The following is a 21,074-nucleotide window of genomic DNA, read 5'->3' as shown; positions in this document are numbered from 1 at the left end:
CGCGACGAGTCACAACGTCGCGAGCAGCGACCTCAGCTCCTCGGTCAGTCCCAGGTCGAACTCCCAGCTGGACTGGTGGGCCTGGTAGCTGCGGCCCCCGTCGTGGTCGACGTCCGGGGGGCTCCAGAAGGTGTGGCACGGAGCGCCGTGCACGGCCGCGAAGAGCTGCTCGTTGCGGGCCTCGTAGGCCCACTGGTTGAGCACGACCACCGACTCGAGACGCTCGGCGTAGGCGAGGTTGAACATCCCCGCGCCACCGAAGCCGGCCACGACCCGGGCCCCCGCGAAGAGGGCGACCTGCTCCTCGAGCGGCAGCGGACCGGGGAAGACGACGGTGTAGCCGGCGGCCTCGAAGAGCGCGTCGACCTGCTCGACGTTGCGGCACGTCCGGTTGCCGCCGCGCCGCGAGACGAAGATCCGCTCCGGTCCCTGGCCCGCCGCGGTGTGCTGTCGCCGCAGCAGACCCTCGCGCAATCGCGCCCAGTCGGCCCGCAGCGCGTCGTGGGCGTAGAACGGAGTCGTGTTGTGCCACATGGGTGTGCACGCGTAGAGGCGGTCGACGGTGACCGGGCCGTCGGCCCAGGCGATGTCGTCCGGCGAGATGCCGTACGCCGGCAGCAACCGCGACTCGAGGCGCTTGTCCGGACCCTGCGCCCGATCGGGGTGCAGGCGGCAGAGGATCTTGAGGTCCGGGTCGTCGGCCTTGGCGGCGTCCCAGCCCCACAGCTTGGCCAGGGCCTCGGTCATCAGGTGCCCGAAGTGGCCGGAGTTGTTGTAGCCGAAGTGGAAGTAGGAGCCCGGCAGGTGCGTCGGCTGGTCGTGCGGCTTCAGCCGTGCGAAGCGGGTGCCCGTGTCGCTGATCCCCCACGCGGTGGGCACGTCGGCGAGGTGCCACCGGAAGGAGTCGGGCAGGAGCGTGTGCCCGTGGTAGGCCAGCGAGTTGAGGGGCAGCGTGATCGTCCCGTCGTAGCGGCGCACCTCCAGCGGTGGCGACTCGAGCACGGCCGGGAGCTGGTCGCCGTCGACCCGTGCACCGTGCTGCTGGTGGTCGTGGGTGGTGAGCGTGCAGGCAGGCCGCTGGCCGACGACGCTCACGACGAGCCCGGGCTCGCGCTCGGCCAGCACGGTGAGGGCCTCGGCGTCGCGGACCTTGAGGAGGTGCGAGCGGCCCTTGCGGAAGAGCGCGAGCTCACCGGTGAGGACGGCCTCCTCGCAGCTGCGGTGGTGGGTGCGCCAGCGCGGCTTCACGTCCTTCGGGCGCGACGACGCGGAGAAGCTCTCGGCGAGCCTGGCCAGCTGCGGGAGCTTGCCTCCGGACGACGCGGGACCCGCGGAAGCGCCGCCCTGGACGGCGACCCACACGGCGTCCGGCTCGAGGGCGAAGAATGCCGCCTCGAAGAGGCGCGCCTGCTGCGGCGCCAGGGCCGCACGGGTGTCGATCACGACCGAGATTGGCGGCAGCCCCAGCAGGGGGCTCGTCAGGTCGTCGGCGCGACGACCGACGAGGGTGTGGACGGAGCCCTCCGGCAGTCCGGCTGCCGCCCAGTCGAGCGCGGCGAGGCGCTGCTCGGTGGCGGCGATCACGACGACCAGGCCGCTGGTCGCACGAGGCTCGGGTACCTCGATCTCCCGCTGGACGAGGATGAGCAGCTCGGCGAGCGTGCGGTGCTGCCGGGCCTGCATGGCGCCGACCCTATGCGGGCCGACGGCTTCGGCCGACACCTGGGCCGCCGACGCGCCGGTGCGCCCGGTGTGGACAGGGGGCGTCATCCCACCGGCGTACGAGTCCGCGGCCGCCGCAGCCAGTCCGGTGAACGACTGCGCCCAGCCACGGCGCTTGCCTAGACTCGACGCGTCGTCGCCCGCCACAGTCGCAGGACCGCCCCCACCAGGAGATCGTCGTGACCGCTCTCGCCTTGGCCCGCCTGCCCCGGACGGCCCGGATCCGGAGTCGAGCAGCCCTGCTCGTCAGCGCTCTGCTCGTCGTGGTCGGCGCGGGCCTCGGGCCGGCGGTCAGTCGGGCCGAGGCCATCCAGTTCGGCGGCAACGCGTCGGTGACGCCCAACGTAGGCTTCGGGTGCGAGGCCGGGTTCCGGTTGGCCGACTCGGCAGGCAACTACGGTGTCTTCGCGAGCGGCTCCCCGACCTGCTCGTACTTCCAGATCACGCCGCTCTCCCCGGCCAACGGGGCGGCGCCCGCCCCCCGGGGGCGGGCGACCCTGGTCCGGGTCAGCACCGGCGACAGCCCGGCCCCGCTGCGCTTCACCGTGATGCAGGCGCGCTCCGGCGTGGATGCCCAGGGCAACATCATCCCCAACTCGACGCAGTGCTGCTTCGGCGACCAGATGACGCGCACGTTCACCTTCCAGCCCAACACGGTGACGGCCGTCCCGCTCAACCTGCCGATGGTCAACGACACGTTCCCCAACCAGAACATCGCGATCACCGACTACGTCGGGTTCAGCGCCGATGCCGGCACCGGTGCCCTGCCGCTGCTGGTGACCTCGGCCCCCAACCCGCCCAACTCCGCGGACTTCGCCCAGGGCAACAACCCCGGCGTGACCCAGCTCTACCCGCAGATCGCTCCGCAGGACGTGCGCACCGACGCCACGAGCACCCCGTCGATCCGGCTGACCACCGAGTTCACCTTCTGCACCAGCGGCGTGGGCAACAGCGGTCGGCGGACCGCCAGGCTCGCCGACCTGCCCAGTCCGTGCGGTGGCAAGATCCGCAGCGGGTCGGTCAACGCCCGACGCGGCAAGGTGACGATCCCGATCAGCTGTGTGGGCTCCTGCCGCGGCAAGCTCCTCGTCACCAAGGCGAAGGGCAAGGGCAAGCTCGCCAAGACCACCTCCTTCTCGTCGCGCACCGGAGGGAAGAGCAAGGTGACCGCCAAGCTGACCAAGGCCGGCAAGAAGGCGACCAGGGGGAAGCGCTCGACCAGGGCCAAGGTGCTGCTGCGCACCCAGGGCGATCGCGGCACCAGGACGATCCGCATCAGGTGAACGTCGCCCTCCGCCGACGGTTCCGCTTCCGAGGTCACATCGCCGGGGTCGGCAGCGCCAGCGGTGTCCGCATCGTCGTCGGACGCTGGGTCGACGGCCCGCTGGGCACCTTCGGCGACGCGATGACGTCGTGACCACCGTCGAGGTCAGCGCGCAGGAGCGGATCCCGGGGAGCCGCTGATCGGGGGCACGTCGCTCAGCGCGCTTCGCGGCTCGTGAGGGCCGGCATCACCCGGTCGCCGATCAGTCGAAGACTCTCCCAGGACGGCTCGGCCGGAAGGCCTCCGCAGGCCGGGTGCGTCGTGACCAGGGCGATCTCCCCGGAGCGGCACCGCTCGACGAGGTCGTCGGGCTCGAGCACGACGTACACCCCGGCCGATTGCATCTCCTCCACCGTGCGCGAGGTGTCGACGACGTACGACGCCGCGTCGCCGTGCCACTGCTGGTAGGCCGTCGCGTCAGCCAGGAGGTGGTGGCCGTGGCGCGCCCAGAAGGCCGCCGGCTCCTCGGAGCAGAAGACGTTGGCAGGCCCGGGGGGTGCCAGCAGCGTGAAGCCCGGATCGCGGCCCGCCTCGCGGCACGCCTGGTCGTAGGCGTCCTTCAGGGCAGGGTCGCCGTGCTGGGGCTGGAAGTGCAGGCCGAGGCGTCCGGCGCGACGCGCGGCGGCGAGGGTGCCGCCGCCGTAGAACAGGATCGGGTGCGGCTGGGAGTACGGCGTGGGCAGGACGCGCACGCGGCGGCCGTCGTAGGTGAACTCCTCGCCGGTCCAGGCGGCGAGCAGGGTCTGGATCCGGGACTCGAGATCGGCGCCGCGGGTGGACCACGGACGGTCGAAGAGCGCGTACTCCTCGCGCCGGTAGCCGAGCCCGATCGTGTGGCTGACCCGGCCCTTGCTCAGGTGGTCCAGGACGGCGAGCTCCTCGGCCAGGCGGAGCGGGTCGTAGAAGTTCACCAGCAACGCCGAGATGGTGATCGGCAAGCGCCGGGTGACCGCGGCCATCGCCGCTGCCACCGGCACCGGGCTCGGCAGGTAGCCGTCGTCGCTGACGTGGTGCTCGGAGAGCATCAGCGCGTCGAAGCCGGCCTCGTCGGCGTACGCCGCCTGGTCGAGGCTGCGCCCGTAGAGCTCCTGCCGCTGCGCGGGGGTCGCGCCCGGCGCCCGGAAGTCGTAGCGGACGACGAACTGGGTGCGCGGCATGCCTGCAGGCTAGAACAAGTTCTAGTTGGCCGGGTCAGGTCAGGTGGACCGCGCGGTGCAGCCACGTCGACGTCACCCGCATGCCCACCTTCTCGTAGAGCCCGAGCGCGCCGGTGCGGCTGTCGGTCGAGAGCCCGGAGGTCTCGGCGCCGTGCTCGCGAGCACGGGCGAACGTGTCGACCATGAGGGCCTGGGCCAAGCCGCGGCCACGCTGGTCGGACCGGGTGGCCAGCCGGGTGATGTAGGCCTCCGAGCCCCGGCCGTCCTCGGCGTCGTACACCGAGACGTGGGCGCAGGCGAGCGGTACGCCGTCGGGACCGCGGACGACGCGCAGGTGCCACGGCTCGAACCCGGGCCGCAGCGTGGTGACGGCCGCGAAGTCGTCGTAGCTCTCCCGCTCCCGGTCCGACCACTCCAGGAACGCGTCCTCGACGAGGTCGTGCACGGCACCGTACTCGGCGGGATCGGCTGCCCCGACGGTGCAGCCGGCGGGCAGCGGTCGGTCGGGCACCACGGCGCCGCGGTCCAGCTTGAGGACCCAGCTGGTCCAGCGGACGTGGTAGCCGAGCGAGGTCAGGAGCAGGTCGCCGGCGGAGCCCTCGGGCACGGCATCCCGATGATCCGAGCACCGCGTGCCCGGGCGGTCTCGCGCATCCAGGCGGCCAGCCAGGTGCCGATGCCGCGACCGCGGTGCGAAGGACACACGGCGGCGTCGCCGCGGTCGGCGCCGGTGATCTCGGCGTAGCCGACGAGCAGGTCTCCGTGCTCGCCGTCGAAGACGCCGACGGTGCTCGAGGCCACGTCGAAGCTCGGCCGCTGCCAGTCGCCGACGATGTCGGCCTCCTCGATCTCGGTCTCACCGAGGTCGTGCAACTCCTGGGCCGCCATCGCCTCGTAGACGGCGCGGGCGTCGTCCTGGCCCAGGGGGCGGGAGGTCAGGTGGGACGGCAGCGGCTGCGGCTGTGGCGTGGGCACGGGAGTACTCAAGCAACACCGGCCTGGGCCGGACCACGGAATATCCGGGTCCGGTCCAGACCGGTGCGTGGTGCCGAGCAGTCAGGTCAGGCGTTGGCGATCGCCGAGATGTCGAACTCGAGCTTGATCTTCTCCGAGACCAGGACGCCGCCGGTGTCGAGAGCAGCGTTGAAGCTCAAGCCCCAGTCGGAGCGGTTGATCGTGGTCGCACCCTCGAAGCCGAGGCGCAGGTTGCCGAAGGGGTCGCGCGCGGTGCCGACCTCCTCGAAGTCGATGCTGACCGACTTGGTGGTGCCCTTGATGGTCAGGTCTCCGACGATCGTCCACTCGCTGCCGTCGCGCGAGACGTCGGTGGAGGAGAAGGTGATCTCCGGGGTCTCCTCGACGCCGAAGAAGTCGGCCGAGAGGAGGTGGCCGTCGCGGTCGGCCGAGCCGGTGTCGACGCTGCTGGCGGCGATGGTGATGTCGACCTTGGAGTTGGCGGGCGTCGCGGGGTCCACGTGGGCGGTGCCGCTGAACTCCTTGAACTGGCCGCGGACCTTGGTGACCATCGCGTGGCGGGCCACGAAGCCGAGCCGGGTGTGGGCAGCGTCGATGGTGTAATCGCCGGTGATGTCGGCGATGGCGGTGGTGCCGGCGTCGAACTCGCTCATGAGGTGTCCTTCGAAGTAGGTGGTTGAACTATCAATCACCCTAACGGACGGTCAGGGCGCGTTCATTCCCGACCGCGCCGACATTTCTCGTGCACCCTTCCTCGTGACACGACGACAGCCGCCGACCGGTGGGTCGACGGCTGTCCGTGGTGCGGGTTGGGGGCGCCGTACGGCGTCGTGGTCGCCGCGCGGGGCGGGGCCAGGCTCAGCCTGGGACCAGGCTCAGGCGGCGTGCGTGGTGGCGTGGGCGGCGACCTGGTCCGGCGTGAGCCAGACAGTCTCCATCCGGTGGCGACCGTTGGGGTCGGTCACCGGGATCCAGCGCATCTCGAGCTGGGCCTGCCTGAGTGTCGTGTCGCGAGTCATCGGACACCTCCTGTTCATCTTCTGTTCACCAAGGTACACGAACTGCCCCGCGCTGCCAAGAGAGTCCGGAATCCGGATCGTTTCCCCCACTGCGCTCCCTCGAGCGGGAGCTGAGGAGCGTCCCTCCCCCACCGGTCAGACGTGAGGGTCCAGCGGGGCGCACTCATGGACGCCACTCCCGTCACATCTGTCACGCGGTGACGGATCTGCCTCCCCAGTGGGTACGGCGACACCATGTCGCAGCCGTTCCCGCCCGATATCGGGTGCCATCCGCGTACCGAGACCGATTGTCCTCTTCTGACCCGGATTCGGGTCAGAAGTTGCTTTCGGGACCTCCGGGTCGCAGGATCTCCCTCATGACGCCGGACGCGCACCTGGTGGCGCACCTGGTCGGGAGCACCGGCCTCACGGCCCCGGAGGCCGCCCGCGTCATCGAGGACGTGGTCGCCTTCCACGCCGAGAGCCTCGAGGTCTACGTACGGCGTCGGCACGCGGAGCTGCGACTGACCGGGCTGCACAACCCCGAGGTGTTCGCGACGGTGGCCTCCGAGCTGGAGCACCGCGTGGTGGCTGCGCCGCTGCTCTCACCGCGCCAGCTGCGCCGCATCGTGCACGGATAGCCCCCACCGCTCGCCCGACCAGACCAGCACGACACCAGACCACGCGACACGACCAGAGAACTGAGGACACATGTGCGGGATCGTCGGCTACATCGGGACCCAGCAGGCCGCCCCGCTCATCCTCGAAGGGCTGACCCGCCTGGAGCACCGGGGGTACGACTCGGCCGGCGTCGCGGTGCTGGGCGGGTCCAAGGAATCGGCGCTGCGGGTGGCCAAGAAGGCCGGTCGCGTCCGTGACCTCACCGACGACCTGCCCAAGCGGTTCAGCGGCAAGGTCGGCATCGGCCACACGCGCTGGGCGACCCACGGGCCGGCCAACGACGTCAACGCCCACCCGCACACCGACACCAAGGGCGACGTGGCGGTGGTCCACAACGGGATCATCGACAACGCCTCGACGCTGCGCGCCCAGCTCGCGGAGGACGGCATCGACCTGACGTCCGACACCGACACCGAGGTGCTCGCCCACCTCATCGCTCGCTCCACCGCCGAGACCCTCGAGGCCCGGGTCGCCGAGGCGCTCTCGGCCGTCGACGGCACCTACGGGCTCGCGGTCGTGCACGCCGACTTCCCCGACCGGATCGTGGTCGCCCGCAACGGCAGTCCGTTGCTCATCGGCGTGGGCGAGAAGGAGATGCTCGTCGCCTCCGACCTCGCCGCCCTGATCCGGCACACCACGATGGTGGCCCACCTCGAGGACGGCGAGATCGCCACGCTCACCGCGGGCGGCTTCACGACGTACCGGGCCGACCTGACCTCCACCCACCGCACGGCCACCGAGGTCGACGTCGACCCGGCGACCTACGAGGCGGGCGAGCACGAGTCGTTCATGCACAAGGAGATGCTCGAGCAGCCCGACGCCGCGGAACGGGTGCTGCGCGGTCGCCTCGACGAGCGCTTCGGCACCGCGCACCTCGGCGGCCTCCCGATGGACGCCCGCGAGACCCGGGCGATCAAGAGGGTCAAGATCCTCGGCTGCGGCTCGGCCTACTACGTCGGCCAGATGGGGGCCTCGCTGATCGAGGAGCTTGCCCGGATCCCGGCGGATGCCGAGGCCGCGAGCGAGTTCCGCTATCGCAACCCGGTCATCGAGCCAGACACCCTCTACGTCGCCGTCAGCCAGTCCGGCGAGACGATCGACACCCTGCTCGCCGTGCAGGAGATCCACCGCAAGGGCGGACGCTGCATCGGCCTGGTCAACGTCGTGGGCTCGGCGATCGCGCGTGAGTGCGAGGGCGGCATCTACCTGCACGCCGGCCCGGAGGTCGCGGTCGCCTCGACCAAGGCGCTGACCAACATGTTCCTGGGCTTCGCCCTGCTCGCCCTCCAGCTGGGAAGGGTGCGAGACCTGTCGATCTCCGACGGCAAGCGGCTGATCGCGGCGCTGCTGGAGCTGCCCGAGCAGATCGGTCAGGTCCTGGAGCGCGAGGAGGAGATCGGAGAGATCGCGCAGGTGCTCGCGGACGCCGAGAGCCTCTTCTTCGTCGGACGCGTGCGCGGCTTCCCCGTCGCGCGCGAGGGTGCCCAGAAGTTCAAGGAGATCAGCTACCGCCACGCCGAGGCCTACCAGACCTCCGAGCTCAAGCACGGGCCCCTGGCCCTGATCTCCGGCGACGTGCCGAGCGTCGCGATCGTCCCGCAGGACGAGCTGACCGACCGCAACGTGGGCGCCCTGCACGAGATCGCCGCGCGTGGCGGCCCGCTCGTGGTGATCACCCACCCCGACGTGGATCTCGGCGAGATCGAGTGTCGCCGCCTCGACGTCCCCCGCTCCGAGCGCGAGCTCGACCCCATCCTGCTGACGATCCCGCTGCAGCTGCTGGCCTACCGCGCCGCGCTGCACCTGGGCCACGACATCGACAAGCCGCGCAACCTCGCGAAGTCCGTCACGGTTGAGTGAGCAGCGAGTCGAAACCCCGGTGGGACGGCTGATCGCCGCAACCACAGCCTCGCACCACAACGCGAGGGTGACCCAGCGCACCGCGCCGTCGAATGGAGTGGTAGTGGCGTGAGCCACTACCGTTGTCGGGTGAACGACATCTCTGAGCAGACCCCCGAGCCCACCTTCGAAGACCTTGGCCTCGGTGACGCCGTCCTCAAGGCACTGCGCGACGTCGGATACGAGAACCCCTCCACCATCCAGGCGCAGACCATCCCGCCGCTGCTCGCCGGCAACGACCTGGTCGGCCTCGCGCAGACCGGTACCGGCAAGACGGCCGCGTTCGCGCTGCCGATCCTGGATCAGCTCGACGTACGCCAGAAGTCCGTGCAGGCGCTGGTGCTGGCCCCGACCCGCGAGCTCGCGCTGCAGGTCTGCGAGGCCTTCCAGAAGTACGCCGCCCACACCAAGGGCGTGCACGTCCTGCCCGTCTACGGCGGCCAGGCGTACGGCGTGCAGCTCAGCGCGCTGCGCCGGGGCGTCCACGTGGTCGTCGGGACTCCTGGGCGGATCATGGACCACCTCGAGAAGGGCACGCTCGACCTGACGGAGCTGAAGTTCCTCGTGCTCGACGAGGCCGACGAGATGCTCAACATGGGCTTTGCCGACGACGTCGAGACGATCCTCGCCGACACCCCGGACACCAAGCAGGTCGCGCTGTTCAGCGCCACGATGCCGGCCCAGATCCGGCGGCTGTCGAAGAAGTACCTCACCAACCCGGTCGAGATCACGGTCAAGGGCAAGACGGCCACGGCGGCCAACATCACCCAGCGCTACCTGATCGTCAGCTACCCGCAGAAGGTCGACGCCCTCACGCGCATCCTCGAGGTCGAGAACTTCGAGGGGATGATCGTCTTCGTCCGCACCAAGAACGAGACCGAGACCCTCGCCGAGAAGCTGCGCGCCCGCGGGCTCTCGGCGATGGCGATCAACGGCGACGTCGCCCAGGTGCAGCGCGAGCGCACCGTCAACCAGCTCAAGGCCGGCAAGCTCGACATCCTCGTCGCCACCGACGTCGCGGCCCGCGGCCTCGACGTCGAGCGGATCAGCCACGTCGTCAACTACGACATCCCCACCGACACCGAGTCCTACGTGCACCGCATCGGTCGCACCGGCCGGGCCGGGCGTAGCGGCGACGCGATCTCGTTCGTCACCCCGCGCGAGCGCTACCTCCTCAAGCACATCGAGAAGGCCACCCGCCAGCCGCTCACCGAGATGAAGCTGCCCAGCGTGGAGGACGTCAACGTCACCCGTCTGACGCGCTTCGACGACCAGATCACCGCGGCGCTGGCGGACGGCGGCCGGATCGAGCAGTTCCGCGACATCGTCGCCCACTACGTGCGTCACCACGACGTGCCCGAGGCCGACGTCGCTGCGGCGCTGGCCGTCGTCGCCCAGGGCGACACCCCGTTGCTGCTCGACCCCGCGGCCGAGCGGAAGCTGCGCCAGGAGACCTTCAGCAAGGACCGCCCCGACAAGGGCGGGCGTCCCGAGCGCGGCGGCTCCGGCGGGTCCGGAGGGGGCGAGCGTCGCCCCCGCGGCGGCAACGACCAGCCGATGAAGGCCTACAAGATCCAGGTCGGCAAGCGCCACAAGGTCGAGCCCCGCCAGATCGTCGGCGCGATCGCCAACGAGGGCGGACTGTCCCGCTCCGACTTCGGCCACATCCAGATCCGCCCCGACTTCTCGGTCGTCGAGCTGCCGGCCGAGCTGTCGCCCGAGACCTGGAAGAAGCTCGAGAACACCCGGATCAGCGGCAAGCTCATCGAGCTGGCCGAGGACCGCGGTCCCCGCGGCCCCCGCCCGCAGTCCGGCGGCGGATCGTCGTACGACGGCGCACCGCGTCGCGACAAGAAGCCGCGCCACAAGAAGTCGGGCGACTGACGCCTGCACGAACGGCACAATTGTGCCGTCTCGACACGTCGGGCGGCCGAAACCGTGTCAGAACGGCACAATTGTGGGATCCGGACACCTCGCCACCCTCACCCCAGCAGGTCCGCCACGCACGCCGCCGCCGCCATCTGGCCGGCCGCAGCCGCCATCAGGACCGAGCTCATCGGCATCGGCGTGGCCGCGGTGTGCGCGGCGTCGCCGGCCGCGAAGACGCCTGGCAGCGACGTCCGGCCCATCGCGTCGACCTCCACGCAGCCCGACCCCAGCAGGGTCAGGCCGAGCTGGCCAGCGAACGGCGCCGACTGCTCGAACGTGGTCGACACGAGCACGCCACCCACCTCGAGGTCGGGGCCGGAGCCGAAGGAGACCGTGGCTCCCAGCGAGCTGGGGCAGAAGCCGGACACGCCCTGCGATCGCACGCTCGCCCCGACACCGGCGACCTCCGCCGCGCCGGCCTCGTCCAGGTCGGCGCCGTCCGTGAGCACGATGACCTCCGAGGCGATCGGCGTGAGCATCGCGGCGAGGCGGCCCACGTGCGCGTGGCTGCCGAGGACGGCCACGGGCAGGCCGGCGTACTCGTGGCCGTGGCAGAACGGGCAGTGCGCGGCGACCGTCCCGAAGAGCCCCGCGAGACCCGGCGTGTCGGGCAGCGTGTCGCGGACACCGGTCGCGAGCAGCAGGAGGCGGGTGGAGATCGCCTCGCCGTCGATGAGGACCTCGAAGCCCGCGTCGTCGCCGGACACCTGGCCCACCCGGGTCGCCTCGCCGTCACGCACCTCGACGGTGTCGTACGCCGTGAGCTCGGCGCGCGCGAGCGCGCGCAGGTCGGCGGGTGCTCGCCCGTCGTGGGTCAGGAAGTTGTGCATCGCGCGGGTGGGGTCGTTGCGGTAGCTGCCGCTGTCGAGCAGCAGCACGCTGCGGTGCATCCGGCCCAGCGTCAGGGCCGCCTGGAGCCCGGCAGGGCCACCCCCGACCACGATCACCTCGTAGGCGCCCGTGGCGCGGTCGTTCGTCGTGCGCGCAATGGTGGCGCTGCTCATCGTGTGTCCTCTCGTCGACAACTTGTCTCAACCACGAGGATGTGACTTCATGTCGACATGAAGTCAAGCCCAGGTGCGACATGGAGTGTCGGCGAGCTCGCGTCACGCTTCGACCTCGCGACCCACGTCCTGCGTCACTGGGAGGACGTGGGGCTGCTGAAGCCCGACCGGGACAGCGCCGGGCGGCGCCGCTACGGCCGCGACGAGCTGGTGCGGGTGGCGGTCATCCTGCGCAACAAGGCGGCGGGGATGTCGTTGGAGCAGATCGCGATCCTGCTCGACGCCGGCGCGCCCGACCGGCACCGCGTGCTCGAGGCCCACCTGGCCGACCTGGACCGACGGATGCAGGAGATGCAGCTGTCGCGGCAGATGACCGAGCACGCCTTGCGGTGTCGGGCCCACGACGTGGCGAACTGCCCCAACTTCCGAACCGGCATCGAGGACCTGCTCGAGGGAAGGAGCTGGCCGGGAGACTGGCACTGACGCGGGCGACCGGTCGTCGTACCCGGCTCCCGCGGTGGACTGGGGGCCCGGAGCAGTCGGGGGTGGCTGGTACAACCGGGGTATGCCGACCTCGTCCCTGGCCCGTGCTCTGGCCGCGCCCGCAGCTCTCGTGCTCGCGGCCGGCCTGCTCGCCGGGTGCGACTCGGCGCCGCCCGACCCCGAGGAGGTCGGCGTCGAGGCCGACGGCACGGCAGCGGCTCTCGTGGCCGCGCTCAACGAGGGTGACCTGGCAGCGGTGCCGTTCACCGACGTGACCGGGACCGACGCCACCGACGACCTGGTCTCCGTGGTCGAGGGCATGGGCGAGCGCACCGCGACGATCCGTCTGGGAGAGGTCTCCACCGACGGCGACGCCGCGACCGCCACGCTGACCTGGTCGTGGCCCCTTGGCGATGCCGAGACCTGGACCTACACGACCGACGTCACGCTGCAGCGGGTCGCCGACGCGTGGCAGGTCGTCTGGGACCACGACGTCGTCGAGCCGAGCCTCAACGCCAGCTCGGTGCTGGAAGCCTCGACGGTGGCCGGTAGCCGTGGTGACATCGTCGGTGCCGACGGCCTGCGTCTGGTGACCAACCGGTCGGTGGTCCGAGTCGGGATCGACAAGACCAAGGTCAAGGCGAAGCGCGCCGTCGCTTCTGCGGCAGCGCTGGCTCGGCTCGTCGACGTCGGCGTCGACGACTTCCGCGAGCGCGTCCGGGCAGCCGGCGACCTGGCCTTCGTCGAGGCGATCACCTTCCGTGCCGAGGACGTCCCCGCGCAGGTGAGCCGGACCTACACCGACATCGACGGCGCCTCGCTCCTGCCCGCCGAGGTGCCGCTCGCGCCGACCCGTGACTTCGCCGCCCCGATCCTGGGCACGGTGGGTGAGGTGACCGCGGAGATGATCGCCGAGGAGCCTGACCGCTTCGAGGTCGGCGACACCGCGGGGCTCTCGGGGCTGCAGGCCCGTTACGACGAACAGCTCAGCGGGACGTCGGGCGTGGTCGTCGACGCCGTGGGCAGCGACGGCAAGGAGCGCGAGATCATCCGCTTCGGCGGCAAGGACGGGGACGCCCTGCGCCTGACGCTGGACGAGCGGCTGCAGACCAGGGCGGAGTCGTTCCTGGCCGACGTCGACCCGGCCAGCGCTCTCGTCGCCATTCGCCCCAGCGACGGCGCGATCCTCGCGGCGGCGAACGGCCCGGGCAACGGGGGCCTCAACCTGGCCACCTTCGGTCAGTACGCCCCCGGCTCGACGTTCAAGAGCGTCAGCTCTCTCGCGCTGCTGCGCAGCGGACTCCAGCCCAACAGCCCGGTGCCGTGCACCGCGACCGTCAACGTGGACGGCCGCGACTTCGAGAACTACGACGACTACCCGGCCGGCGGACTCGGCAAGATCCCGTTCCGCACGGCGCTGGCCAACTCCTGCAACACCGCCTTCATCGCCGAGCGCCGGCGGCTCGAGGAGCGTGACCTGGCCGATGCGGCGGCCTCCCTCGGCCTCGGTGTCGACCACGACCTCGGCTTCCCCGCCTACTTCGGCTCCGTCGAGCCGCCGACGACCGAGACCGGCCGCGCCGCCGACATGATCGGTCAGGGCACCGTCCTGGCCTCACCGATGGCGATGGCGACCGTGATCGCATCGATCCAGCAGGGTGACCTGGTGGTGCCGCGGTTGGTCGAGCAGGTCGAGGTCTCGCCACCCGACGGCGTCACGCCGGTCTCGTCCGCCGAGGCCCGCCGGCTGCGCACGCTGCTGCGCGGTGTGGTCACCGAGGGCAGCGGCCGGCTGCTCGCCGACGTACCCGGGCCGGACGTGATCGCCAAGACCGGCACGGCCGAGTACGCCGCGGACGACGGCAGCATCCGCACCCATGCCTGGATGATCGCCGCCCAGGGTGACCTCGCGGTCGCCGTGTTCGTCCAGGACGGCTCCAGCGGCTCCGGGACGGCCGGGCCGATCCTCGAGGAGTTCCTGCGCGCCGCGGGCTGAGCGCGGACCCAGGCTGCAACCCCGATGTGACCCGCGGGGTGATTTCCGCCCTTCGGACGATCACGGCCGGGCCACGAGCCCCTAGCCTGGGAGCATGACTCGGGTCGTCGGTCGCTCGACGCTGCTCGCGCAGGTGACCAGCCTGCTCGAGCAGGGCGAGTCGCTGGCGCTCTGCGGTCCCACCGGGGTGGGCAAGAGCGCCCTGCTCGACGTCCTCGACGAGGCCGCCCGCACCGGTAGCGACCGCCGGCTGGTGCTGCGCTGCAACGGCTCCGCCGACGAGCGGGTGCTGCCGTTCGCCGCGGTCCGCGACCTGCTCGCCCAGGGCCCAGACCCGTCCGAGGAACCAGACCCGTCCGAGGGCCCCGACAGCAGCCTGCGGCCCCTCGATCTCGAGCGCTACATCGCCGACGACGACCGCGCCGGCCTGGCGGCCGCCGTCCACGCCGTGCTCGAGCAGTGGAGCAGGTCACGACGCCTGCTGCTGCTCCTCGACGACGTGCAGTGGCTGGACGCGGAGTCGTCAGCGATCGTGGGCTACGCGCGCCGACGGCTGCGGGGGCGGCTCTCGGTCGTGGTGACGCTGGGCGCTGGTGACGACGAGTCGGCGGAGGTGCTCCCGGAAACGCCGTCGTCCACGCTGCCGGATTCGCCCGACGGGCCGTCCCCCAGGACCGACGAGATCGACGTCAGCGGCCTGCACCACCTCGACGTGGCGCCGCTGGATCCGCGTGACCTGGTCGACCTGCTGCTCGACCTGGGGGTGACCCCCGACGTCGCGCAACGGATCAGCGTCGAGTCGGGCGGGATGCCGTCCTCCGCACTCGCCTTCGCGGGGGCCATCGGGCACCGTCCGCAGGTGCTGGGGTCGCCCACCCCCGTGCCGCCGAGCATCGCCCGCATGCTGCGCGAGCGCGTGCTGAGCCTGCCTGACGCCGTGCGCCGGACGCTCGTGCACGCTGCGCTGCTGCACCGGCCGACCGTGCGCCAGCTGCAACGGGGCGGACGGCTGGCCGCCGCCGACGACGTACGACGTGCGCTCGGCGCCGGTCTCCTCGCCGGGCACGATCGCGCCGGAGGCCCGGGTGGCTCGTTGCGCTTCACCCCGTCGGTGCTGCGCAGCATCGTGGTCGGCCTGGTCCCCGCCCACGAGCGCGCCGATCTGCACCGCGAGCTGGCCGAGACCGCCAGCACCGACCCCGAACGGCTGCGCCACCTGGCGCTGAGCAATCCCCGCCCGGACGCCGACCTGGCCCACGAGCTCGCCGACGGTGCCCGCGACGCCGCCGCGCACGGCGGCCGTGGGCTCGCCGCCGAGCGCTACCAGCGGGCCGCCGACCGGGCGCCCGCCTCGCTCAACGACGAACGGCTCGAGTGGTTGGTCCAGGCAGTCGAGACGGCGGCTCCGGGCAACCACGTCGAGCTGGTGCAACGAGCCCTCGCGCAGGCCTTCGACGAGCTCGATCCGGGGCCCGCGCAGCGCGTCAGGCTGCGCCTGGCGATCCCCGAGCTGGCCGGCAACGGCGTGGCCCTGCTCGACGAGGTCCTCACGGCTGCCGCCGCGGACGCGGCTGCCGCCGCGGACGCGGCTGCCGCGGGGCACGCGGTCGGGCACGACACCGCGGACGAGGCGCTGGTGGCCCAGGTGCTGCTGCAGCGGGCCAGGATCGCCTTGATGGAGTCGCGCCCCCAGGCGAGCCGGGAGGCGGCCGAACGAGCCGTCGAGATCCTCGAACGCACCCGACCCGCCGCCGAGGATGACGGAGCGGTCGCCCTGGCACTGACCACCCTGGCGGTCTCGCGCCGCTGGCTCGGAGTCGAGCACGCGTCGTACCTCCGACGAGCCGTGGAGCTGGCCGAGCCCACCGCCACGGGATTCCTGCACATCTCCCCGGACTACATGGCGGCCCGCTTCGCCTTCTACGACGACCGCCTCGACGAGGCCTGGTCGGCGTTCCTCACGATGCTGGGTCGCGTCGAGCGCGGTGCCGGGATGGACCACGTCCACGTGCTGCGCTGCCTGGTGGAGGTGGCCGCGCGCACGGGGCGCTGCGCCGAGGCGACGCGCTACGCCGGACGAGCGGCCGCGGTCGGTGCCGAGTTCGACATCGATGCCTACGCCGGCTGGTTCATCGGGGCCCAGGCCGAGCTCCTGGTGGGCGACCTCGGTCGCACCCGGACCCTGGCGCTGCGTGGCGCCCAGGCCGCCGAGGAGGCCGGCGACATCCGCTACCTGCAGCGACACCTGATCGTGCTGGGGCAGACGCTGCTGCGCTCCGGCGATGCGGGCGGCGCCGTGGCGGCCCTGACCCGGGTGCGCGACATCGAGGTCGAGGGGGGGTTCGGCGACCCCACGGTCAACCGCTGGCACGCTGACCTCGTCTCGGCGCTCGTCGTCCTGGGCCGCCTCGAGGAGGCCGGCGAGCGGCTGGCCGAGGCGCGCTACGCCGTCGAGCGCCGGACGTCGTACGGCGGCACCTCGGGGGTGATCGCCCAGCTCGACCGGGCCGAGGCCGAGCTGTCGGTGGCGCGGGGCGACCTCGAGGCGGCCGAGATGCTCCTCGACCGGGCCGCCAAGATCACCACCGACCTGGGCCTGCGCGTCGACCTCGGTCGGACCCTCGTCACCCGTGCCCACCTGGAGCGCCGGCGGCGCCGGGCCGCAGCCTCCCGGACCGCGCTCCAGGAGGCGCACGACCTCTTCGTCACCCTGGGTGCCACGGCGTGGGCCGGACAGGTGCTGGCCGAGCTCTCCCCGGACCGGGCGGCGGTACCGGGCTCGGTGGGCCCGGTGGGCGCGGTGGGCGCGGTGGGGGAGCAGGTGGAGAGCCTCCTCGGTCGGCTGAGCGAGACCGAGGCGCGGATCGCCCGCGCGGTGGCCGCGGGCGCGAGCAACCGCGAGATCGCCGAGCGCAGCTATGTCAGCGTCAAGACCGTCGAGGCCACCTTGACCCGGATCTACCGCAAGCTCGACATCCGCTCCCGCACGCGACTCGCCGCCCTCCTCGCGCCCCGCGACTGAGCCGAGCCCGAGCCCGGGTCCGGACAAGGGTTTCCCCCGTATCGACGAGGGTGTCCTGCTCCCTAGGTTTGCGACGCAGCCGCACGCGCAGGCCGGTGACCCCGGACCTGCTCTCAGCACCGCGCGGCCGCGACTCCACCCACCCACCGGATGAACTCAGGAGATCCCATGAGATCCAGGACGCTGCTCGGGGCGGCACTGGCAACAGCGATGTCGGCCACCCTCGCGCTCGGCACCGCCGCACCCTCCCAGTCGGCCCCCACCGCCGACAAGCCGGGGACGGCGTCGCCCGCCCGGGCCGAGGCCCAGGCGCAGGACGACAGCAAGGCGGGCACCCGGGCTCGCAAGCAGGACGCCATCGACGCGGCTGCCCGCTACCTGGCCCGGCAGCCACAGTCCCGCACGGCGGGTGACGACACCATCCGCCGCAGCGCCGCGGTGCCCGGCACGAAGGACACCTTCTACGTCAGCTACCGGCGCACCGTCGGCGACCTCCCGGTCTTCGGAGGCGACTTCGTGGTGGCCGTCGACGGCGCGGGTGAGGTGACCGGCGCATCGAAGGGTGTGACCCGCTCGATCTTCCTGACCTCGACCACCCCCACGAAGAGCCGCAAGAGCGCACGCCGTACGGCGAAGCGCCAGGTCGCCACGGTGCGCACGGTCTCCAGGCCCGCGCTCGTAGTCTACGCCGTCGGCAAGCCCACGCTGGCGTGGCGCACGAAGGTGACCGGCACGCAGAAGAGCGGCACACCGTCGATCCGGACCGTCTTCACCAACGCCCGCACCGGCACCGTCCTGCTGGCCTCCGAGGCCGTGCACGAGGGCTCCGGGAACGGCTACTACTACCCCGGCGTCACGATCGGCACCTCCGGCTCCGGCTCGTCGTACTCGATGACCGACACCACGCGCTCGGGCGTCAAGTGCGGCGGCCAGAACGGCTCGGCCTACACCGGCTCGGACAACGTGTGGGGCAACGGCTCCGGCACCAACCTCGAGACCGCCTGCGTCGACGTCCTCTACGGACTCGACAAGGAGATCGACATGCTGTCGGCCTGGCTGGGTCGCAGCGGCGTGAAGGGCAACGGCACCAGCTACCCGGCGCGGGTCGGCCTCAGTGACGTCAACGCCTACTTCAACGGCTCCTTCCTCAACTTCGGGCACAGCTCCGACAACGCCCGCCAGCTGACGGCGATGGACATCGTCGCGCACGAGGCCGGTCACGGAGTCTTCCAGACGACGCCGGGCGGCTCCACCGGCGGCAACGAGACCGGCGGCCTCAACGAGGCGACCGGGGACATCTTCGGCGCCCTGACCGAGGCGTACGCCAACAACCCCGACGACCCGGCCGACTACCTCGTCGGCGAGGAGGCCGACCTGGTCGGCCAGGGCCCGATCCGCAACATGGCCAACCCGAGCGCGGTGGGCGACCCCAACTGCTACTCCTCGAGCATCCCCAACACCGAGGTGCACGCGGCGGCCGGCCCGCTCAACCACTGGTTCTACCTGCTGGCCGAGGGCACCAGCGGATCGACCACCTGCAACGGCACCACGCTGTCGGGCCTCGGCATCCAGACCGCCGGCAAGATCTTCTACAACGGCCTGCTGCTCAAGACCTCGTCGTGGACCCACGGCAAGGCGCGCGTGGCGACGCTGACCGCGGCCAAGAACCTCTACGGCAGCACCGACTGCTCGACGTTCGACAAGGTCAAGGCCGCGTGGGCCGGCGTCTCGGTCCCGGCGCAGTCGGGTGAGCCGACCTGCGGCGGCGGTGGCGGCACCCCTGGCGGTGGCGGCACCTGCTCGGAGACCACGACGACCGGGTCGCTGAGCAACCGCACCTCGCAGTGGAAGCCGAGCACCTCGGGCTTCACCACCTCGGGCGGCACCATCAACGCCTGCCTGACCGGCCCGAGCAGCGCCGACTTCGACCTGTACCTGCAGAAGAGGAGCGGCTCCTCCTGGTACGACGTGGCCTCCAGCGAGTCGGCGTCGTCGACCGAGCAGATCGCCTACAGCGCCGGCTCGGGGACCTACCGGATCGAGGTCTACTCGTACTCCGGGTCGGGCTCCTACACGCTGAAGTACGACACGCCGTAGCCCGGCACCAGAGCCCCGGGGCGGGGAGCACCCGGAGGGCGAGCTGAGGTGACCACGGGGCCCGGCACACGTGCCGGGCCCCGCGTCGTCGTCCCAGAGCAACCAGCCGCCGTACGTCGAGGGGGGCACGACGATGGGCGACCGGCTCCTACCAAAAAGGAGCGAACCCCTCGCTGCATGGGGTCAGAGAGGGGTTCTGTCGTCTTCTTGGTGCTCCCTCCGAAGGACGACTGCGACCACTATACGACCACAACCCAGGTCGTGTCTCGTCTTGGCGTGATTTCTCGAGATCCCGCCGGTGCGGCGACGCGTTCGCCGGGTTTGCCCAGGTGCAAGAGTGAGGGCATGAGTGGACTCGACCTTCTTTCTGCTGAGCAGCGTGGCCTCTTCATCGCCGGATCCTGGCGCGAGGCCGACGACGGCCGTCGTTTCGAGGTGATCGACCCGGCCGACGGGTCGGTGCTGACCACCGTCGCCGACGCCTCCACCTCCGAGGCGGTCGAGGGCCTGGACGCCGCGGTCGAGGCCCAGGCCGCGTGGGCCGCGACCGCACCCCGCGACCGCAGCGAGATCCTGCGTCGAGCCTTCGACCTGCTGACCGAGCGCGCCGACGAGTTCGCGGCCCTGATGAGCCTCGAGATGGGCAAGCCGGTCGCCGAGGCGAAGGGTGAGGTGACCTACGGCTCGGAGTTCTTCCGCTGGTACGCCGAGGAGGCCGTGCGCATCCACGGGCGCTGGATGCAGGCGCCCGCCGGCGGCAGCCGGCTGCTGACGGTGAAGAAGCCGGTCGGGCCCTGCCTGTTCGTCACCCCCTGGAACTTCCCGCTGGCCATGGGCACCCGGAAGATCGGGCCGGCGATCGCCGCCGGCTGCACGATGGTCGTCAAGCCGGCCGCGCAGACGCCGCTGACGATGCTGGCCCTGGCGGCGTTGCTGGCCGAGGCAGGACTGCCACCCGGCGTGCTCAACGTCATCACCACTACCGACGCCGCCGGACTCAGCGAGACCCTCCAGGCCGACGACCGGCTCCGCAAGGTCTCCTTCACCGGCTCCACGGGCGTCGGTCGCGTGATGGTGCGCCAGTCCGCCGACGTCCTGCAACGGGTGAGCATGGAGCTGGGTGGCAACGCGCCCTTCCTGGTCTTCCCCGACGCCGACCTCGAGGCCGCCGTGGACGGCGCGATGCTCGCCAAGATGCGCAACATGGGGGAGGCCTGCACGTCGGCCAACCGGTTCCTGGTGCACGCCGACGTGGCCGACGAGTTCGGTGCTCGCCTGGCCGAGCGGATGGGCGCCCTGCGCCTGGGCCGAGGCCAGGACGACGGGGTCGACGTGGGTCCGCTGATCGACGAGAAGGCCCTGGAGTCGGTCAGCCAGCTGGTCACCGACGCTGTCCACGACGGCGCCCGCGTGCTGGTGGGCGGCCGCGCGCCGGAGGGTCCGGGGTTCTTCTACCCGCCGACGGTGCTGGTCGACGTACCGGCTGAGTCCTCGATCAACGCCGAGGAGATCTTCGGCCCGGTCGCGCCGATCACGACCTTCACGACCGACGAAGAGGCTGTCGCGCTGGCCAACTCCACCGAGTACGGCCTGGCCTCCTACGCCTACACGCGGGACCTCGACCGCACGATCCGGCTGGCCGAGTCCCTGGACTTCGGCATGGTCGGCATCAACACCGGCCTGGTCTCCAACGCGGCCGCCCCGTTCGGGGGCATGAAGGCCAGCGGCTTCGGACGCGAGGGCGGCTTCGAGGGCATCGAGGAGTACCTCGAGACGACGTACGTCGC

General features: G+C 71.6%; 17 protein-coding genes. 10 read left to right on the top strand and 7 right to left on the bottom strand.

Annotated elements, in window-relative coordinates:
- Positions 1-9 precede the first annotated feature (9 nt).
- Complete coding sequence (locus Q1K33_RS02395) at positions 10-1,770, bottom strand: glycosyltransferase 61 family protein (RefSeq protein WP_300400166.1); 1,761 nt, start codon at positions 1,768-1,770, stop codon at positions 10-12.
- A 131-nt stretch (positions 1,771-1,901) separates the two neighbouring features.
- Between Q1K33_RS02395 and Q1K33_RS02390 the strand changes: the two genes are divergently transcribed.
- Entirely contained in the window at positions 1,902-3,005 is a 1,104-nt protein-coding gene (locus Q1K33_RS02390; RefSeq protein WP_300400163.1) for a hypothetical protein, read from the top strand.
- Positions 3,002-3,139, top strand: coding sequence for a hypothetical protein (locus tag Q1K33_RS02385; RefSeq protein ID WP_300400161.1), 138 nt, complete (start codon positions 3,002-3,004; stop codon positions 3,137-3,139). Before Q1K33_RS02390 ends, Q1K33_RS02385 begins: the two co-directional genes overlap by 4 nt.
- Before the next feature lie 62 nt (positions 3,140-3,201).
- Here Q1K33_RS02385 and Q1K33_RS02380 read toward each other — a convergent pair whose 3' ends face one another.
- The 5 genes from Q1K33_RS02380 to Q1K33_RS02360 all read right to left on the bottom strand — a co-directional run bounded on the left by Q1K33_RS02380 (position 3,202) and on the right by Q1K33_RS02360 (position 6,197).
- Positions 3,202-4,203 (bottom strand): LLM class flavin-dependent oxidoreductase, encoded by a 1,002-nt coding sequence (locus Q1K33_RS02380; protein ID WP_300400158.1) that lies wholly within the window; start codon positions 4,201-4,203, stop codon positions 3,202-3,204.
- A 34-nt stretch (positions 4,204-4,237) separates the two neighbouring features.
- Complete coding sequence (locus Q1K33_RS02375) at positions 4,238-4,810, bottom strand: GNAT family N-acetyltransferase (RefSeq protein WP_300400155.1); 573 nt, start codon at positions 4,808-4,810, stop codon at positions 4,238-4,240.
- Positions 4,777-5,178 (bottom strand): GNAT family N-acetyltransferase, encoded by a 402-nt coding sequence (locus Q1K33_RS02370; protein ID WP_300400153.1) that lies wholly within the window; start codon positions 5,176-5,178, stop codon positions 4,777-4,779. Before Q1K33_RS02370 ends, Q1K33_RS02375 begins: the two co-directional genes overlap by 34 nt.
- A gap of 86 nt (positions 5,179-5,264) precedes the next feature.
- Positions 5,265-5,831 carry a YceI family protein gene (locus tag Q1K33_RS02365; RefSeq protein ID WP_300400151.1) on the bottom strand — a complete coding sequence of 189 codons (567 nt, stop codon included), beginning with the start codon at positions 5,829-5,831 and terminating at the stop codon, positions 5,265-5,267.
- A gap of 222 nt (positions 5,832-6,053) precedes the next feature.
- On the bottom strand, positions 6,054-6,197 hold the full coding sequence (locus tag Q1K33_RS02360; protein ID WP_300400149.1) for a hypothetical protein: 144 nt from the start codon (positions 6,195-6,197) through the stop codon (positions 6,054-6,056).
- A gap of 356 nt (positions 6,198-6,553) precedes the next feature.
- Here Q1K33_RS02360 and Q1K33_RS02355 point away from each other — a divergent pair, with 356 nt between their 5' ends.
- From Q1K33_RS02355 to Q1K33_RS02345, 3 genes are all read left to right on the top strand, one after another.
- The gene (locus Q1K33_RS02355) at positions 6,554-6,817 is read left to right on the top strand and encodes a hypothetical protein (protein ID WP_300400146.1); all 264 of its coding nucleotides are present in this window, start codon (positions 6,554-6,556) and stop codon (positions 6,815-6,817) included.
- A 70-nt stretch (positions 6,818-6,887) separates the two neighbouring features.
- A complete protein-coding gene (gene glmS / locus Q1K33_RS02350) occupies positions 6,888-8,717 on the top strand; it encodes a glutamine--fructose-6-phosphate transaminase (isomerizing) (protein ID WP_300400143.1) in 1,830 nt (609 codons plus the stop codon).
- Positions 8,718-8,846: 129 nt separating this feature from the next.
- Positions 8,847-10,640, top strand: coding sequence for a DEAD/DEAH box helicase (locus Q1K33_RS02345; RefSeq protein ID WP_300400140.1), 1,794 nt, complete (start codon positions 8,847-8,849; stop codon positions 10,638-10,640).
- Between the two features lie 98 nt (positions 10,641-10,738).
- Here the strand turns inward: Q1K33_RS02345 and Q1K33_RS02340 are convergent, their stop codons facing one another.
- Entirely contained in the window at positions 10,739-11,689 is a 951-nt protein-coding gene (locus Q1K33_RS02340) for an NAD(P)/FAD-dependent oxidoreductase (protein WP_300400137.1), read from the bottom strand.
- A gap of 57 nt (positions 11,690-11,746) precedes the next feature.
- On the opposite strand from Q1K33_RS02340, the gene Q1K33_RS02335 reads away from it, so the two are divergent.
- The 5 genes from Q1K33_RS02335 to Q1K33_RS02315 form a co-directional block, all read left to right on the top strand.
- Positions 11,747-12,172 (top strand): MerR family transcriptional regulator, encoded by a 426-nt coding sequence (locus tag Q1K33_RS02335; protein ID WP_300400134.1) that lies wholly within the window; start codon positions 11,747-11,749, stop codon positions 12,170-12,172.
- 82 nt (positions 12,173-12,254) lie between these two features.
- Positions 12,255-14,168: a penicillin-binding transpeptidase domain-containing protein gene (locus tag Q1K33_RS02330; RefSeq protein WP_300400131.1), complete on the top strand. Its 1,914-nt coding sequence runs from the start codon at positions 12,255-12,257 to the stop codon at positions 14,166-14,168.
- 94 nt (positions 14,169-14,262) lie between these two features.
- The gene (locus tag Q1K33_RS02325) at positions 14,263-17,190 is read left to right on the top strand and encodes a LuxR family transcriptional regulator (protein WP_300400128.1); all 2,928 of its coding nucleotides are present in this window, start codon (positions 14,263-14,265) and stop codon (positions 17,188-17,190) included.
- A gap of 168 nt (positions 17,191-17,358) precedes the next feature.
- Complete coding sequence (locus Q1K33_RS02320; RefSeq protein ID WP_300400125.1) at positions 17,359-19,287, top strand: M4 family metallopeptidase; 1,929 nt, start codon at positions 17,359-17,361, stop codon at positions 19,285-19,287.
- 345 nt (positions 19,288-19,632) lie between these two features.
- Positions 19,633-21,074, top strand: a 1,442-nt coding sequence (locus Q1K33_RS02315) for an NAD-dependent succinate-semialdehyde dehydrogenase (protein WP_300400121.1), incomplete at its 3' end; no start/stop codon positions are given.

The organism is Nocardioides sp., assembly GCF_029937575.1.
Lineage (GTDB): Bacteria > Actinomycetota > Actinomycetes > Propionibacteriales > Nocardioidaceae > Nocardioides.
The sequence above is the reverse complement of the archived record's forward strand: the minus strand, read 5'-3'. Positions and strand labels throughout refer to the sequence as shown.

What these genes read in the sequence shown, in the direction of transcription:
- Q1K33_RS02395 (WP_300400166.1), bottom strand. Translation starts at nt 1,770, where the DNA reads ATGACGCCCCCTGTCCACACCGGGCGCACCGGCGCGTCGGCGGCCCAG.
- Q1K33_RS02380 (WP_300400158.1), bottom strand. Translation starts at nt 4,203, where the DNA reads ATGCCGCGCACCCAGTTCGTCGTCCGCTACGACTTCCGGGCGCCGGGC.
- Q1K33_RS02365 (WP_300400151.1), bottom strand. Translation starts at nt 5,831, where the DNA reads ATGAGCGAGTTCGACGCCGGCACCACCGCCATCGCCGACATCACCGGC.
- Q1K33_RS02360 (WP_300400149.1), bottom strand. Translation starts at nt 6,197, where the DNA reads ATGACTCGCGACACGACACTCAGGCAGGCCCAGCTCGAGATGCGCTGG.
- Q1K33_RS02355 (WP_300400146.1), top strand. Translation starts at nt 6,554, where the DNA reads ATGACGCCGGACGCGCACCTGGTGGCGCACCTGGTCGGGAGCACCGGC.
- glmS (WP_300400143.1), top strand. Translation starts at nt 6,888, where the DNA reads ATGTGCGGGATCGTCGGCTACATCGGGACCCAGCAGGCCGCCCCGCTC.
- Q1K33_RS02340 (WP_300400137.1), bottom strand. Translation starts at nt 11,689, where the DNA reads ATGAGCAGCGCCACCATTGCGCGCACGACGAACGACCGCGCCACGGGC.
- Q1K33_RS02335 (WP_300400134.1), top strand. Translation starts at nt 11,747, where the DNA reads ATGAAGTCAAGCCCAGGTGCGACATGGAGTGTCGGCGAGCTCGCGTCA.
- Q1K33_RS02330 (WP_300400131.1), top strand. Translation starts at nt 12,255, where the DNA reads ATGCCGACCTCGTCCCTGGCCCGTGCTCTGGCCGCGCCCGCAGCTCTC.
- Q1K33_RS02325 (WP_300400128.1), top strand. Translation starts at nt 14,263, where the DNA reads ATGACTCGGGTCGTCGGTCGCTCGACGCTGCTCGCGCAGGTGACCAGC.
- Q1K33_RS02320 (WP_300400125.1), top strand. Translation starts at nt 17,359, where the DNA reads ATGAGATCCAGGACGCTGCTCGGGGCGGCACTGGCAACAGCGATGTCG.